Genomic DNA, 15,691 nt, shown 5'->3' on the forward strand with positions numbered 1-15,691 from the left:
GGCCTATCCTGCCGGGTCCAGATCGTCCCCGGCCAGCGCGAGCGCCGTGCCCACCAGGCCGATGTGGCTGAAGGCCTGCGGGAAGTTGCCCAGCTGGCGTTCGGACACGGGGTCGTACTCCTCCGCGAGGAGGCCGACGTCGTTGGCGAGCGCCACGAGCCGTTCGAAGAGTTCGCGGGCCTCCTCCGTCCTGCCGGTCAGCCGGAGGGCGTCCGCCAGCCAGAACGAGCAGACCAGGAAGGTGCCCTCCTGGCCGGGCAGCCCGTCGATCGCCCCGGAGCCGGTGCTGTAGCGGCGTACGTACCCGCCGTGCAGCAGCTCCGCCCGTACCGCGTCGACCGTCCCCACCACCCGGGGGTCGTCCGGCGGCAGGAAGCCGACCCGGGGGATGAGCAGCGTCGCGGCGTCCAGTTCGAGGGAGCCGTAGGACTGGGTGAAGGTGTTCCTGGCGGGGTCGTAGCCCCGGGAGCACACCTGGGCGTGGATCTCGTCCCGCATGGTCCGCCAGCGCGCCACGTCGCCGGGCAGCGAGGGGTCCGCCTCCAGGGTGCGGACGGCGCGGTCCGCGGCCACCCAGGCCATCACCTTGGAATGGGTGAAGTGGCGGCGCGGCCCGCGGACCTCCCACAGCCCCTCATCGGGTTCCCGCCAGGTCGACTCCAGGAAGCCGAGCAGGCTCAGCTGGAGGTTCCAGGCGTGCCGCACCGCCGGGATGCCCGCCTCGCGCGCGAGGTGGAGGGAGTCCATGACCTCGCCGTACACATCGAGCTGGAACTGGTCGACGGCCGCGTTCCCGGTGCGCACCGGCGCCGAGTCGCCGTAGCCCCGCAGCCACGGCAGCGTCGTCTCGGGGAGCCGGCGCTCGCCCGCGGGCCCGTACATGATCTGAAGGTCGGCCGGGTCGCCGGCGACCGAGCGCAGGAGCCAGTCCCGCCAGGCGGCGGCCTCGTCGACGTATCCGCTGGCGAGCAGCGCGCCGAGGGTGAGGGAGGAGTCGCGCAGCCAGCAGGCGCGGTAGTCCCAGTTCCGTACGCCGCCGAGCTCCTCGGGCAGGGAGGTGGTGGGGGCGGCCACGATCCCGCCGGTCGGGGCGTAGGTGAGTGCCTTGAGGGTGATCAGTGAGCGCAGTACCGCGTCCCGGTACGGGCCCCGGTAGGTGCAGCGGGCCGCCCAGTCGCGCCAGTCCGCGAGGGACTGCTCCAGGGCCTCGTGGGGGTCGACCAGCTCGGGCCGCGGCTCGTGGGAGGGGTGCCAGGTGAGGACGAACGCGACCTGCTCCCCGGCGGCCACGGTGAAGGAGGAGCAGGTGGAGAACTGGTGGCCCCAGGTCTTCACCTGCGGCTCACTGCGCAGCCAGACCGCGTCGGGTCCCGCGACGGCGACCCGGTGGCCGTCGGCGCGGCGCATCCAGGGCACGATCGAGCCGTAGTCGAAGCGCAGCCGCAGGACGGCGCTCATCTCGACGGTGCCGCTGACGCCCTCCACGATCCGCATCAGGTCGGGGGCCCTGTCCCGCTGCGGCATGAAGTCGATGACCTTGACGGTGCCGGTACGGGTCTCCCAGTAGGTCTCCAGGACGAGGGAGTCCTCGGCGTAGCGCCGGGTGGTGCAGGTCGTGGCGCCCTTGGGGGCGATCCGCCATTGGCCGTTCTCCTCGTCGCCGAGGATCGCGGCGAAGCAGGCGGCCGAGTCGAAGCGGGGCAGACACAGCCAGTCGACCGATCCGTCGCGGCCGACGAGCGCGGCCGTCTGGAGATCGCCGATGAGGGCGTAGTCGTCGATACGTTGCGTCACGCTTTGGGCTGTTCCCGGAAGCGGCGGCGGCCAATCAGCGGGACGGCGTGGCCTGGATCGCGTCGGTGTCGAGTTCCGGGTCCACGGCGGTGCCGGTGACGGCCGCGGCCTCCCGGTCGCGCTTCTCCCGGCGGACCAGGATCACCCAGCCGACGGGTACCCCGCCCGCGAAGAGCCACCACTGCACGGCGTACGCCATATGGGGGCCGATCGAGTCGTGGTCGGGTTCGGCGATGAGTTCGGGGGTGTTCCCGGCGGGGGCGGGCGTGACCTGTTCGAGGTAGCCGCCGAGCACCTCGCGGCCGATGAGTTCGGCCTGCTGCCGGCTGCTGATGAGCATGACCTGCCGGTCGGGCAGGCCCTTCAGGTCCTTGATGCCGCTGGCGCCGGTCGTCTCGTCGGCCTTGAGCCGGCCGGTGACGGTGACCTCGCCCTTGGGGGCGGGCGGCACCGGCGGGAAGGAGTGCTGGTCGGCGGCGGCCGGGATCCAGCCGCGGTTGACCAGGACGACCGCGCCGTCCCGGAGGACCAGCGGGGTGAGGACGTGCACGCCGACCCGGTCGTCGGAGGAGGTGCGGCGGCGGACCACCACCTCGTGGGCGGTGTCGAAGGTGCCGGTGGCGGTGACGGTCCGCCAGTAGTCCTCGCGGGGCACGGTGTGGCCGGGGGAGGTGAGGTCCTCGACGGCCGCCGGCTTCGCCGCGACGTTGTCCGCGATCAGGGTGTTCTGGGCGACCCGCCGTTCGTGGCGGTGGAACTGCCAGAAGCCCAGCTCGATCATCGTGGGGATGAGGACGAGGGCGACGAGGGTGAGGATCACCCACTGCCGGGACAACAGGAAGCGGTACACCCCATGACCGTACAGCGGGGGTCACGGGGTGCACGCAGGGGGGTTCGGCTCGCCCGGGGGCGGGCCGAGGATCGTTTCTGCTCAGACCCTGTCGACGATGCCCACCTTTCCCTCCGCGCGGGCGCAGTGGCCGCCGCAGTACCAGTTGCCGTCGACCTCGACGCCCTGTCCGATGACCTGGACCCGGCAGTGCTCGCAGATGGGCGCCATGCGGTGAATGGCGCAGGCGAAGCAGTCGAAGACGTGCACCGCGCCCTGTGCGTGCACCTCGAACGACATTCCGTAATCGTTTCCGCAGACCTCACAACGTGCCATGCGCCACAGGGTGGAGTCTCCCTGCGGGCGCGCCCGGCACGGCACGCCCGCAGGGGCGGGGGTGTCACCCGTCTGCCGGGGTCACATCCCGCAGCAGCTGGGTGTACGCGGCCTCGTCGACGATCGGCGTGCCGAAGGACTTGGCCTTGACCGTCTTGGAGGTGGCGGCGTCCGGGTCGTTGGTGACCAGCAGGCTGGTCAGCCGGGAGACGCTGCCGGCGACATGGAGCCCGGCGTCGACGGTGCGGTCCTCCAGGAGTTCCCGGTCGACGGAGGTGTCACCCGAGAAGGCGATCCGCATGCCCTGCTTGAGAGGTTTGTCCGTCTCGTATCGGCCCGGGTTGGGGTACGGGCACGGCGGTCGCTTCCGCGAGGGGCGCCAGCTGCCCGCCCGGTACGAGGACGGGTACGGGGAGGCCGAGGCCTGCTGGCCGATCCGGGGCTGCGCCGGGGACGCGGCCCACTCGGTCAGCGGCCGGCACTCCAGGAGCGGCAGCCGTACGTTCCGCCCGGCCGCCGCGTGCAGGCTCGGACGGAAGGCCTCGGCCAGCACCCGGGCGTCGTCGAGCGCGTTGTGCGCGCGCTGCTGCACCACGCCGAAGTGCGCGGCCAGCGACTCCAGCTTGTGGTTGGGCAGCGGCAGCGCCAGCTCCTTGGCGAGCGCGATCGTGCACAGCCGCTGGCGCACGGGCGCGGCGGACTCCGCGCGCGCGTACTCCCGGGCGATCATCTGCCAGTCGAACATCGCGTTGTGCGCGACGAGCACCCGCCCGTCGAGCCGGGCGGCGAACTCCGCCGCGATCTCCGGGAAGAGCGGCGCGCCCTCCAGGACGTCGGTGGTCAGCCCGTGGATCCAGACCGGGCCCGGATCGCGCTCGGGGTTGACGAGGGTGTACCAGTGGTCCTCGACGTTCCCCCGGGCGTCCAGCCGGTAGACGGCAGCGGAGACTATCCGGTCGTCGCGGGCGAGTCCGGTGGTCTCCACGTCGACGACCGCGTACCCCTGCGGGTAGGCGGCCGGCCACGTCTCTGCGGTCGTACGGTCGTCAAGCACGGTCACTGAGAATACGGCCCGCGACCGACAACTCCGTCCCCGGTGTCCCCGGACACCCCGGCGAGCAGTCCCTCGACCAGGGCGCGTACGGAGTCGACGAACAGGCGCTCGGTGTCGACCGGGGCGGCCAGGGCGCGCGCCAGCGGCCCGTCGGCCTCCGCGTCCTCACCGCTCCACAGCTCCTCCTCGGCGGGCGACTGGGCGGGCGAGCGCTCGCGGTTGCGCTCCACGAGCACGTACCCGACGACCTGGAACTGCACCGCGCGGACGGCGCGCGCCGCGTGCGCCCCGCGCAGCCCGGCGGCGTGCGCCTCGTGCACCAGGGCGCGCTGGGCCGGCAGGAACATGCTCTCCGTCAGGCCCCGTTCATGGACCATCGCCACCAGGTGCGGGCGCTCGCGCAGGGCGCGGCGCAGCGCGCGGGCGACCGACACGATCCGCTCGGCGGGGGTCGTGCCCCGGGGGTGGATCGTGCCGAGGTCGGCGACCGTGCGTGCGACGAGCGCGTCGAGCAGCGACTCGCGGTTGCCGACGTGCCAGTAGATCGAGGTGACCGCGGTGGAGAGTTCGGCTGCGAGCCTGCGCATGGTCAGGGCGGCGGGGCCGTGCTCCCGGACCAGGGCGGCGGCGGTGTCCAGGACTTCGTCGCGGGTCAGCGCGGTGCGTGCCACCGGTTTCCCCACCTCCTCGCGGAGCGTGTCATCCGTTCCCCCAATTCCTCTGCGTGCACGGCTCTTTACCCTTCGGGGGCCTCGGTGTAACTGTGTTACAGGCTGACGATCCCGAGAGGTGGTACGTCATGGCACGAGTACGGTACGGGGCGCGCACCGACGCCGAGGCGGCGGCGGCACGCGAACGGAGCGCCAAGCTCCCCGACATCTGGTCCACCGGAGTGGTCGCCGTCTGGGAGACCGACCCGGACGTCGTCGCGGCGGTCCTGCCGCCCCCGCTGAAACCCACCGCGCGTCCCCTGGTGCGCGCCAACATCAGCAAGGTCGACCTGCCCGGCTATCCGCTCGGCGCCGGCTCGGTGGCGGTCGCCGCCGCCCACGGCGACAAGGAGGGCTGGTACCCGCTGGTCATGCCGATGACCCATGAACGGGCCCTGGTCGGCGGACGCGAGGTCTTCGGCGAACCCAAGAAGCTGGGCGAGGTCACGGTCGAGCGCGAGGGGCTCGTCGTCCGCGCGGCCCTCGCCCGGCACGGCATCGCGTTCGTGGAGGTCCGCGGCGCCGTCTCCGGACCGCTTCCGCTGCCGGCGCCCGTCGAGAAGACCGACTTCTACTTCAAGTTCCTGCCCGGCGTGGACGGCACGGGCTTCGACGCCGACCCCGTCCTCGTCCACTGCGTCCGCAACGAGAAGGTGCGGAAGCTGGAGCGGGTCACCGGCGACGTGATCCTGCGCGAGTCCATGTACGACCCGATCGCCGACCTGCCCGTCCGCCGGCTCGTCGAGATCACCCTCGGCGAGAAGACCACCGACCAGAAGGGCACGGTCGCCGAACGCGTCTCCGCGCGCGCCCTGCTGCCCTACGTGCACCAGCGCTACGACGACCCGCTGCACATCCTCGACGGCCCCCCGGAAGGAAGCGTCTGATGGAACTGCGCGAGGGGCAGGTCGCCGTCGTCACCGGCGCGGCGAGCGGCATCGGGCTCGCCATGGCCCGCCGCTTCGCCGCCGAGGGCATGGCCGTCGTCCTCGGCGACGTCGAGGCGGGCGCGCTCGCGGAGGCCACCGACGAGCTGATGGAGGGCGGCGCCCAGGTGCTCGCCCGGACCGTCGACGTCTCCGACCCCGACGACGTCCGGGCGTTCGCGGACGCCGCGTACGACACCTTCGGCGCCGTCCACGTCCTCTGCAACAACGCGGGCGTCGGCTCGGGAGCCGAGGGCCGCATGTGGGAGCACGAGCCCAACGACTGGAAGTGGGCCTTCTCCGTCAACGTCTGGGGCGTCTTCCACGGCATCCAGGCCTTCGTCCCGCGCATGATCGCGGGCGGCGAACCCGGCCATGTCGTCAACACCTCCTCCGGCGACGGCGGCATCGCCCCGCTGCCCACCGCCTCCGTGTACGCGGTCACCAAGGCGGCCGTCGTCACCATGACCGAGTCGCTCTACGCCCACCTCAAGGCGGAGCACGCGCGCGTGGGCGCCTCCGTGCTCTTCCCCGGACCGCACATGCTCCGCACCGGGCTCTGGGAGTCGCACCGCAACCGGCCCGACCGATACGCCAAGCAGCGGCCCCGCCGGACCCCCTACCGCAGCCTCGACCAGTGGGAGGCCGCGATGAAGGAGGCCGGGCACGAGGTGGCCTTCACCCCGGTGGAGGAGGTCGCCGAGCACGTCGTCGACGGCATCCGCGCCGACCGCTTCTGGATGCTCCCGGAGAGCGAGCACAGCGACCGGCAGATCCGTGCGCGCTCGACCTCGATGCTCGACCGCGCCAACCCGTCGTACCTGGAGAGCTTCATCCTCGACTGAGGGGTACCCGATGAGTCCTGAAGACCCGTACCTGATCATCTCCTCCGACTGCCACGCCGGGCTGCCCACCGAGGAGTACCGGCCCTATCTCGACCCCCGCTTCCACCGCGAGTTCGACGACTTCCTGGCCGGCCGGGAGGCCCGCCGGGAAGCCATGACCCGGCTCGGGGTGCGCAACGAGGCCTTCGCCGACCGCTGGTTCCACGACAACGAGGAGGGGCTGCGCGGCGGCTGGGACCCCGTGCAGCGGCTCAAGGAGCTCGACGGCGACGGGGTGGCGGCGGAGGTCGTCTTCCCCGACGCGGACGCCGTCGACAGCCAGACCGCCGCCCCCTTCGGCGTCGGCCTGGGGCTCTCCGGCGACCAGGACCCCGAGCTGGGCATGGCGGGGGCGCAGGCGCACAACCGGTGGCTCGCCGAGTTCGTCGGACAGAACCCCGAGCGGCACTGCGGGGTGGCGCTGCTGCCGATCACCGCCGAGCCGTCGAAGGTCGTCGCCGAGATACACCGCGCCAAGGAGTCCGGGCTCGGCGCGCTGATGATCCCCTCCATGTGGGTCGACAAGGCGCCGTACCACGACCGGCGCTACGACCCGGTCTGGGCCGCCGCCGCCGAGACCGGGATGCCGCTGGTCACCCACTCGGGGGCCGCGCCGCGCGAGGAGTACGGCGACCACCTCGGCATCTACGTCTCCGAGGTCACCTTCTGGCCGGCCAGGCCGCTCTGGTTCCTGCTCTGGTCCGGGGTCTTCGAGCGCCACCCCGGCCTGCGGTTCGGCATCGCGGAGTCCGGCTGCTGGTGGCTGCCCAACCTGCTGTGGTTCATGGACCGGCTCTACCTCGGCGCGCACGGCGGCAAGAAGCTGTCCCCGTTCGCCGAGCTGAAGCGCCCGCCCAGCGAGTACCTGGACCGGCAGGTCTTCGTCTGCGCCACCAACACCAAACGGCGGGAACTCGCCCAGCGGTACGAGATCGGCGTCGACAACATCCTGTGGGGCTCGGACTTCCCGCACCCCGAAGGCACCTGGCCCGACACGCGCGCGTGGCTCCGGAAGACCTTCCACGACATCCCGGTGACGGAGACCCGCCGGATGCTGGGGCTCGCGGCGGCGGAGGTCTTCGGATTCGATATTCGCATATTGGATCCGATCGCCCGACGCATCGGCCCCACCCCGGCCGACCTCGGCCAGCCCGCCGACCAGGCCGCCGTGGAGGCCTCCTGGGCACGCTCCCGCGAGGTCGGCCGCCACTGGCTCACGGACCACGACTTCCCGACGCTGGGAGCCACGCCATGACCGACCGCTACACGGTGATCTCCGCCGACTGCCACGCGGGCGGGGACCTCCTCGACTACCGGCCGTACCTGGAGAAGAAGCACCACGAGGACTTCGACGCCTGGGCGGCGGCCTACGTCAACCCGTACGAGGACCTGCTCGCCGACACCGCCGACCGCAACTGGAACTCGCAGCGCCGGCTGCGCGAGCTGGAGGCGGACGGCATCGTCGCCGAGGTCGTCTTCCCGAACACCATCCCGCCGTTCTTCCCCAAGGCCTCCCTGATGGCCCAGCCGCCCACCGCCGCCGAGTACGAGCGGCGCTGGGCCGGGCTCCAGGCGCACAACCGCTGGCTGGCCGACTTCTGCGCGGACGCGCCGGGGCGCAGGGCGGGCGTGGCGCAGATCCTCCTCAACGACGTGGACGCGGCGGTGGCGGAGATCCGCCGCACCCGCGAGGCGGGGCTCACCGGCGGCATCCTGCTCCCCGGGGTGCCGCCGGGTTCGCCCGTGCCCGAGCTGTACTCGGAGGCGTACGACCCGATCTGGGCCGTCTGCGCCGAGCTCGACGTCCCCGTCAACCACCACGGCGGCTCGGCCTCGCCGCCGCTGGGCGACGAACCGGCCGCGCGGGCCGTCTTCATGGTGGAGACCACCTGGTTCTCGCACCGGGCGCTGTGGCACCTGGTCTTCGGCGGCGCCTTCCGGCGCCACCCGGGGCTCAAGCTGGTCCTCACCGAGCAGGGCTCCGGCTGGATCCCGGGCGTGCTCGACATGCTGGACTACTACCACGGCCGGCTGGTCGCGGCCTCGACCCGGGCGAGCACCGCCGAGTCGAAGTTCGGTGCCGGGCTCGCGGAGTCGATGGGCCGGGGGCCCAGCGAGGTCTGGCGGGAGAACTGCTTCGTCGGGGCGAGCTTCATGCGCCCCCACGAGGTGCCGCTGCGCGAGCGGATCGGCCTCGACAAGATCATGTGGGGCAGCGACTACCCGCACGACGAGGGCACCACCCCGTACTCCCGGGAAGGCCTCCGGATCGCCTACGCGGGACTGCCCCAGGAGGAGGTCGCGGCGATGGTCGGCGGCAACGCGGCCCGCGTCTACGGCTTCGACCTCGACCTGCTCGACGCCGTGGCCGCCGTCCACGGCCCGACCGTCGAGGAGATCGCCGAACCCCTGAAGGAGATCCCGGCGGGCGTCACCAGCCCCGCCTTCGCCCCCGGCGGGTCGGTCCGCGTCTGGTGAGCCGCCGGGTGCGACCCTCCTGACGTGACCGCACCCCTAGTACCGGACGACGCACACGTCGAGGCCCACGGCGTCCTCGGCTCCCGCCTCAACTGGCTCCGGGCCGCCGTGCTCGGAGCCAACGACGGAGTCGTCTCCACCGCCGGCCTCGTCGTCGGCGTGGCCGGCGCCACCGGGTCCCAGGCCGCGCTGCTCACGGCAGGCCTGGCCGGGCTGCTCGCCGGGTCGATGTCGATGGCGGCGGGGGAGTACGTCTCGGTCTCCACCCAGCGCGACTCCGAGCGGGCGGCGCTCGCCCAGGAGAAGCGCGAACTGCGCGAGCGGCCGGAGGCCGAGCTCGACGAACTGACCGGCCTCCTGGCCACCCACGGCCTCTCCCGCGAGGTGGCCCGCGAGGCCGCCGAACAGCTCACCGCCCGCGACGCCCTGCGGGCCCACGCGCGCGTGGAGCTGGGCATCGACCCCGACGACCTCACCAACCCCTGGCACGCGGCGGGCGCCAGCTTCCTCGCCTTCACCGTCGGAGCCCTGCTGCCGCTCCTCGCGATCGTCCTGCCGCCGGCCTCCGTGCGGCTCTGGATCACGGTCGTCTCCGTCCTGGCGGCCCTGACCCTCACCGGCTGGGGGAGCGCCCGTCTCGGCGACGCCCCCGCGGGCCGCGCGGTCCTGCGCAACGTGGCGGGCGGCGCCCTGGCGATGGCGGTCACCTACGGAGCGGGCTCCCTGCTGGACGTCTCGGGGGTCTGACGGGGGCGCGGGCAGCCCTTCACCGTAAGGCCCTGATCAGAACTTGTCAGAAGGTGCCAAAGCTTGCTGACAAGCCGTCTCGCATACTTGTTGGTAACCACGTCTAGCCGCACCCCCGCCCACGCCTCTACCGTCGACGGCATGCCGAACCTGCCCGATGTCGTTCTCTGGTCCATACCGGCGTTCGTCCTGCTCACCGTCCTGGAGATGGTCAGCCACCGGATCCACCCCGACGAGGACGCCGCCGGGTACGAGACCAAGGACGCCGCCACCAGCCTCGGCATGGGGATCGGGAGCCTCGCCTTCGACGCGCTGTGGAAGATCCCGGTCGTCGCGATCTACACCGCCGTCTACGAGCTGACCCCGCTCCGCGTCCCCGTCCTCTGGTGGACGATCCCGCTCATGCTGCTCGCGCAGGACTTCCTGTACTACTGGCAGCACCGGGGACACCACGTCATCCGGGTCCTCTGGGCCTGTCACGTCGTCCACCACAGCAGCCGCAAGTTCAACCTCACCACCGCCCTGCGCCAGCCGTGGACCAGCGTGACGGGCTGGCCGTTCTACCTGCCGATGATCGCCCTCGGCGTGCACCCGGCGGCCGTCGCGTTCTGCTACTCGATCAACCTCGTCTACCAGTTCTGGATCCACACCGAGCGGGTCGACAAGCTGCCCCGGCCCTTCGAGTACGTCCTCAACACGCCCTCGCACCACCGCGTCCACCACGCCTCCCAGGGCGGCTACCTCGACCGGAACTTCGGCGGCATCCTCATCGTCTGGGACCGGATGTTCGGCTCCTGGGTCCCCGAGACCGACCGGCCCGTGTACGGGCTCACCAAGAACATCGAGACCTACAACCCGCTCCGCGTCGCCACCCACGAGTACGCCGCCATCGCCCGCGACCTCCGCGCCGCGAACGACTGGCGCGAACGGGCGGGCCGGGTCTTCCGGGGCCCCGGCTGGCAGCCGGCCGCCACCACCGCGGGCACGGCCACCCCCGCTCCGGCGGACACGACCGCCCCCACCACCGCCCCCGAGGTGACCGCGTGAAGACCTCCTCCCACGTCCTGCTCGCCGCCTTCGGGCTCGCCGCAGCCGTCGACCTGGTCTCCCTGCTCGCCGGCGCCGAGCTCGGCCACCAGATCGCCAAGCCCCTCCTGATGCCGCTGCTCGCCGCGTACGCCGTCACCCTGGGCGCCCCGAAGCTGCTGACCGCCGCACTCCTCTTCGGCTGGGGCGGCGACCTCTTCCTGCTCTCCGACGCCGACTGGGCCTTCCTCGTCGGCATGGGCTCCTTCGCCGCTGGGCACGTCTGCTACCTGGTCCTCTTCGGACGCCGGCGTACGTCCCCGCAGCTCGGTGTCCTGTACGCGGTCGCCCTCGCCGGCACCCTCGTGCTCCTGTGGCCCGACCTCCCCGCCGACCTGCGGATCCCGGTCGCCGCGTACTCCCTGCTCCTCGCCGCCATGGCCTACCGCGCGAGCGCCCTCGGGCTGCTCGCGGGGGTCGGCGGCGCGCTGTTCCTGCTGTCCGACACCCTCATCGCCACCGGCGTCGCCGAATGGCCCCAGCTGCCCGCGCCCGACTTCTGGGTCATGCTGACCTACATCGCGGCGCAGTACCTGCTGACGACGGGAGCACTCGGCGCGATGTACGGTGAACGTCGTACAACTGTCTGACAGCAAGGACCGTCCGTCATGCGCGCCACCACCATCCATGCCCCGTTCGACATGCGCGTGGAGGACGTGCCCGACCCGGTGGTCCAGGACCCCACGGACGTCGTCCTGCGGGTCCTGCGCGCCTGCATCTGCGGCAGCGACCTCTGGGCCTACCGCGGCGAGTCCGCCCGGCAGCCCGGCCAGCGCATCGGCCACGAGTTCCTCGGCATCGTCGAGGCGGCCGGCTCCGAGGTCACCGGCTTCACCGCCGGCGACCTCGTCGTCGCCCCCTTCGTCTGGTCCGACGGCACCTGCGACTACTGCGCCGAGGGCCTCCAGACCTCCTGCCCGCGGGGCGGCTTCTGGGGCTCGGCCGGCTCCGACGGCGGCCAGGGCGAGGCCGTCCGGGTGCCCTTCGCCGACGGCACCCTCGTCAAGCTGCCCGCCGACGCCGCCTCCGACGACCACCTGCTGACCGCGCTCCTCGCGCTCTCCGACGTCATGGGCACCGGCCACCACGCCGCCCTCGGCGCGGGCGTGAAGCCCGGCTCCACCGTCGCCGTCGTCGGTGACGGCGCGGTCGGCCTCTGCGGTGTCCTCGCCGCCAAGCGGCTCGGCGCCGAGCGGATCATCGCGCTGGGCCGCCACACCGCCCGTACCGACATCGCCCGGCTCTTCGGCGCCACCGACGTCGTCGCCGAGCGCGGCGAGGCCGCCGAGGCCGCCGTCCGCGAGCTCACCGGCGGCCAGGGCGCCCACGGCGTCATCGAGGCCGTCGGCACCGAGCAGTCCATGCGGACCGCCGTCGCCATCGCCCGCGACGGCGGCTCCATCGGCTACGTCGGCGTCCCGCACGGCAGCGGCACCGGCCTCGACCTGTCCGTCATGTTCGACCGGAACATCGCGCTGCGCGGCGGCGTCGCCCCCGTGCGCGCGTACATCCCGGAACTGCTCCCCGACGTCCTCGACGGCACCATCGACCCGTCCCCGGTCTTCGACCTCACCGTCGGCCTGGACGGCGTCCCCGGCGGCTACAAGGCGATGGACGAGCGCACGTCCCTGAAGGTCCTGGTCAAGCCGTAACGGCGCCCCCGGACCTTACGGTCCGGCCGGGCCCGACCAACCCGGCCGGACCGCACCCCGTCAGTCCCGCAGCCATTCCGGCGCGTCCGCCCCCGCGACGCCCGGTGGCCGGGACCACCCCGCCGGACCGCCCTCGTACGACACCGGCGACAGCGCGTGCCGCAGCCGCCCCAACGGCCCCTCCGACTCAGCGAGATACCGCTCCGGCTCGTACCGAGGCAGCGTTCCCGTCAGCCAGTGCCCCGTCTGCGCCAGCGCGAGCCGGACGAGACGGCTGCCGCCCTCCGCGCGCTGCTCGGTCAGCGACCGCAGCACCGCCGCCGCCAACAGATAGCCCGTGCCGTGGTCCAGGGCCTGCGCCGGCAGCGCCCCCGGCTCCTCCGCCGAGCCTTCGGCGACCGCGATCCCGGTCGCCACCTGGACCAGGCTGTCGAAGCCGCGCCGCCCGCACCACGGCCCGTAGTCACCCCAGGCGGAGAGCCGGGCGGTCACCAGCCCCGGCCGCCCCAGGTCGAACCGGTCGAGCGCACCCGGCCGGTAACCGGTCACCAACACATCGGCGGAGTCGAGGAGTTCACCGAAGGTACGCCGGTCCGAAGGACGGTCCAGATCGAGCGCGGCGGTCCGCTTCCCGACGTCCGTCTCCGCGTGCTGGTCCGGCAGTTCGGGGTTGCCCGGCGGGTCGATCCGCAGCACGTCCGCCCCCAGCAGCGCCAGCGTCCTGGTCGCGACCGGCCCGGCGATCACCCGGGTCAGATCCAGGACCCGCAGCGGCCCCGAACGGCGCCGGGGCGGAGCCTCGTCGAGCCGCTCCCGGGTCAGCAGCGGCCTTGCCGCCACCTCCCGGCCCTGCGGATGCGCCACCCACTCCCCGGGCGGGCGCAGGGCGACGGCCAGGCCTCCGGCCGCGTACACCGCCGTCTCGACCTCGACGGCCCTCCGCTCGCCGACCGCCGCGGCGACGGCCTCCACCGACTCCCCCCGCACACCGAGCGCGGTGAGCAACGCCGCCCGGTGGTGCGGGTAGTTGGCGTGGGTGCGGACCCAGCCGTCGGCCGCCCGCCAGAACCGCGACAGCGGCGCGAAGTTCACCGGGGCCCGCCCGTCGACCCGCAGATGACGCTCACTGACGAAGGCGGTGGCGACGGCCCCGTCGTCCACCCGCACCGGACCCGCACTCCCCGCGTGTTCCACCGCGGCGAGCCCGGCGACGGCGACCGTCGCCCGCGCCAGATCCATCACCGGCAGCCGCGCGGGCAGCAGCCCGGACACCCCGCCGTACTCCACCAGGTCGACCAGGGCGGGATCGCCGCCGAGGGCCGACCACAGCAACTCCGTACCGGAACGCACTGTGTTGTCCATGGCGGCACTATGGCACTCGGTGCCACGCGAAAGGGCCCCGGTGTGGCTCACCACACCAGGGCCCCTTCCTCACTCGGTCTCCGCGACCAGGAGAAGCTGTCCGGCCTTAGCGGCGGACGGCGTCCAGCGCGTCGATCAGACCGGCCCCGTAGAAGCCGTTCTTGTTCTTGCCACCCTCGCAGACGGCGTCGATCTTGCCGTCGTTGTCGATGTCGTACGGGTTGGTGCAGGCGCGGTCGTCGGCCTGCGCGTACAGCAGCGCCTTCAGCGCCGCCGGGCTCGCGTGGGGGTGCGTCGACTTGATGAGCGCCAGGACACCCGCCACGTGCGGCGAGGCCATCGACGTACCGGCCTTGTAGTTGTAGCCGCCGTTGACCGTGGTCGACAGGATGCGGCCGTTGACCGCCGGGGCGTCCGGGGCCTGGTAGACGGTGCTGTCGCCACCGGGGGCGGAGACGTCGATGACACCGAGACCGTAGTTGGAGTAGGACGCCTTGAGGCCCTTGGCTCCGGTCGCGGAGACCGTCACGACGCCCGGCAGCATCGCCGGGTAGTCGAAGCACTCCTTCGGGTCGATGACCCGGTCACCCGGAGTGGTGTCGTTCGGGCTGCTGTTGTCGAGGATCGAGTCGGCCGCGAGGTCGAACTTCGAGTTGCCCGCCGCCGCGACGTTGACCGTGCCCCGGCGCTCCGCGTAGCGGGTCGCGCGGGTGACGGCCTCGATCAGGGCCTTCTGGTCCGCGTCGTTCTTGCACGCGAACATCCACGGGTCGGTGTAGTAGCTGTTGTTCGTGATGTCGACGCCGTGCTCGGCCGCCCACACGAAGCCACAGACCACGGCCTCGGTGTAGAAGAAGCCGTCCGGGGTGGACACCTTGATGCCGGCGAGCTTCACGCCCGGCGCGACACCGGTGACGCCGATGCCGTTCTTGGCGGCGCCGATGGTGCCGGCGACGTGCGTGCCGTGGTCGCTCTCGCCCACGTTCGGACGCCACGAGCCGGCGGTGGTGTCCGGCTTGCCGGACACGCAGTTGGCGGACTTGGCGGCGTCGAAGTTCGGCGCCAGGTCCGGGTGGGTGTCGTCGACACCGGTGTCGATGATGCCGACCGTGACCCGCTTGCTGCCGAGGGTCTTCTGGTGGGCCTTGTCGGCCTTGATCGCCGGGAGGTCCCACTGCAGGGGCTCCAGCGGGTCCTGCTCGTCCGTCGCGCGCTCGGCGGCGGCCTTCGCCTCGGCGGCGGACAGCGTCTGCGCGCCCTCGTCGACGGCGTCGTCGGACTGGACGGTCAGCGGGGCGGTGCGGGTCGAACCGGCCGACACCACACCACGCGCCTGACGGATCGTCTTCGCGAACTCGGGGTTCTGCGAGTGGACGACTATGACGCCTATCTGGTCGTACGAGACGACGACCTCGCCACCGGCGGCGGCGATGGCCTTCTTCACCGAGGCGGCGGTCCAGCGGCCACCGTCGACGTTGACGACGTACGAGAGCTTCGGGCCGTTCGTCGCGACGGCGGCCGGAGCGTCACTCAGTTCCGCGGCGGAGGCGGCGCCGGGCGCAAGGAAGCCGAGCGAGGCCGTGAGCGCGAGACCAACCGGCAGAGCGAGAGCTCGACCGCGCCTCGATCCCAGATGAGCCATGGGTTCTCCACATCATCCGTATGTACTGTCCACGCGCGGGTTTACGCGCGGACAGGTGCATGACGAGTGAAGCTATCGCTGATCTTCCCGAAGCTTCAATGAGTTGAGAAGTTTTCATGAAGATCTGTTCAAAGAAATCCACGGCGTGAACCGCTTCGCTTCCCGCTCCGTGCCGTTGGACAGGGGAGGAG

General features: G+C 72.4%; 15 protein-coding genes. 8 read left to right on the plus strand and 7 right to left on the minus strand.

Annotation, left to right across the window (positions count from 1 at the left end):
• Nucleotides 1-3: 3 nt before the first annotated feature.
• The 5 genes from ABT154_RS07665 to ABT154_RS07685 form a co-directional block, all read right to left on the minus strand.
• On the minus strand, nt 4-1,794 hold the full coding sequence (locus tag ABT154_RS07665) for a glycoside hydrolase family 15 protein (RefSeq protein ID WP_351854112.1): 1,791 nt from the start codon (nt 1,792-1,794) through the stop codon (nt 4-6).
• 34 nt (nt 1,795-1,828) lie between these two features.
• Complete coding sequence (locus ABT154_RS07670; RefSeq protein WP_351854115.1) at nt 1,829-2,644, minus strand: SURF1 family cytochrome oxidase biogenesis protein; 816 nt, start codon at nt 2,642-2,644, stop codon at nt 1,829-1,831.
• An 81-nt stretch (nt 2,645-2,725) separates the two neighbouring features.
• The gene (locus tag ABT154_RS07675; protein WP_351854118.1) at nt 2,726-2,959 is read right to left on the minus strand and encodes a metallothionein; all 234 of its coding nucleotides are present in this window, start codon (nt 2,957-2,959) and stop codon (nt 2,726-2,728) included.
• Between the two features lie 64 nt (nt 2,960-3,023).
• Complete coding sequence (locus ABT154_RS07680; RefSeq protein ID WP_351854120.1) at nt 3,024-4,019, minus strand: DEDDh family exonuclease; 996 nt, start codon at nt 4,017-4,019, stop codon at nt 3,024-3,026.
• On the minus strand, nt 4,016-4,684 hold the full coding sequence (locus ABT154_RS07685; protein ID WP_351854123.1) for a TetR/AcrR family transcriptional regulator: 669 nt from the start codon (nt 4,682-4,684) through the stop codon (nt 4,016-4,018). Before ABT154_RS07685 ends, ABT154_RS07680 begins: the two co-directional genes overlap by 4 nt.
• A 128-nt stretch (nt 4,685-4,812) precedes the next feature.
• On the opposite strand from ABT154_RS07685, the gene ABT154_RS07690 reads away from it, so the two are divergent.
• The 8 genes from ABT154_RS07690 to ABT154_RS07725 all read left to right on the plus strand — a co-directional run bounded on the left by ABT154_RS07690 (nt 4,813) and on the right by ABT154_RS07725 (nt 12,496).
• On the plus strand, nt 4,813-5,610 hold the full coding sequence (locus ABT154_RS07690) for an acetoacetate decarboxylase family protein (protein ID WP_351854126.1): 798 nt from the start codon (nt 4,813-4,815) through the stop codon (nt 5,608-5,610).
• Nucleotides 5,610-6,494 (plus strand): SDR family NAD(P)-dependent oxidoreductase, encoded by an 885-nt coding sequence (locus tag ABT154_RS07695; RefSeq protein WP_351854129.1) that lies wholly within the window; start codon nt 5,610-5,612, stop codon nt 6,492-6,494. The genes ABT154_RS07690 and ABT154_RS07695 overlap by 1 nt, the downstream gene beginning before the upstream one ends.
• Nucleotides 6,495-6,504: 10 nt before the next feature.
• Nucleotides 6,505-7,788, plus strand: a complete 1,284-nt coding sequence (locus tag ABT154_RS07700) for an amidohydrolase family protein (protein ID WP_351854132.1) — start codon at nt 6,505-6,507, stop codon at nt 7,786-7,788.
• The gene (locus ABT154_RS07705; protein ID WP_351854135.1) at nt 7,785-9,011 is read left to right on the plus strand and encodes an amidohydrolase family protein; all 1,227 of its coding nucleotides are present in this window, start codon (nt 7,785-7,787) and stop codon (nt 9,009-9,011) included. The genes ABT154_RS07700 and ABT154_RS07705 overlap by 4 nt, the downstream gene beginning before the upstream one ends.
• A gap of 24 nt (nt 9,012-9,035) precedes the next feature.
• Nucleotides 9,036-9,758 (plus strand): VIT1/CCC1 transporter family protein, encoded by a 723-nt coding sequence (locus tag ABT154_RS07710; protein WP_351854138.1) that lies wholly within the window; start codon nt 9,036-9,038, stop codon nt 9,756-9,758.
• A gap of 141 nt (nt 9,759-9,899) precedes the next feature.
• A complete protein-coding gene (locus ABT154_RS07715; protein WP_351854141.1) occupies nt 9,900-10,805 on the plus strand; it encodes a sterol desaturase family protein in 906 nt (301 codons plus the stop codon).
• Nucleotides 10,802-11,434 (plus strand): lysoplasmalogenase, encoded by a 633-nt coding sequence (locus ABT154_RS07720; protein WP_351854144.1) that lies wholly within the window; start codon nt 10,802-10,804, stop codon nt 11,432-11,434. Before ABT154_RS07715 ends, ABT154_RS07720 begins: the two co-directional genes overlap by 4 nt.
• 18 nt (nt 11,435-11,452) lie before the next feature.
• Nucleotides 11,453-12,496: a zinc-dependent alcohol dehydrogenase family protein gene (locus ABT154_RS07725; protein ID WP_351854147.1), complete on the plus strand. Its 1,044-nt coding sequence runs from the start codon at nt 11,453-11,455 to the stop codon at nt 12,494-12,496.
• A 60-nt stretch (nt 12,497-12,556) separates the two neighbouring features.
• On the opposite strand, the gene ABT154_RS07730 is transcribed toward ABT154_RS07725, so the two are convergent.
• Both ABT154_RS07730 and ABT154_RS07735 read right to left on the minus strand, forming a co-directional pair.
• Entirely contained in the window at nt 12,557-13,858 is a 1,302-nt protein-coding gene (locus tag ABT154_RS07730) for a CoA transferase (protein ID WP_351854149.1), read from the minus strand.
• Between the two features lie 106 nt (nt 13,859-13,964).
• Nucleotides 13,965-15,500 (minus strand): S8 family peptidase, encoded by a 1,536-nt coding sequence (locus ABT154_RS07735; protein ID WP_351854152.1) that lies wholly within the window; start codon nt 15,498-15,500, stop codon nt 13,965-13,967.
• Nucleotides 15,501-15,691 lie beyond the last annotated feature (191 nt).

It is taken from the genome of Streptomyces sp. NPDC001728, assembly GCF_040297565.1.
In the GTDB taxonomy this organism is placed as follows: domain Bacteria; phylum Actinomycetota; class Actinomycetes; order Streptomycetales; family Streptomycetaceae; genus Streptomyces.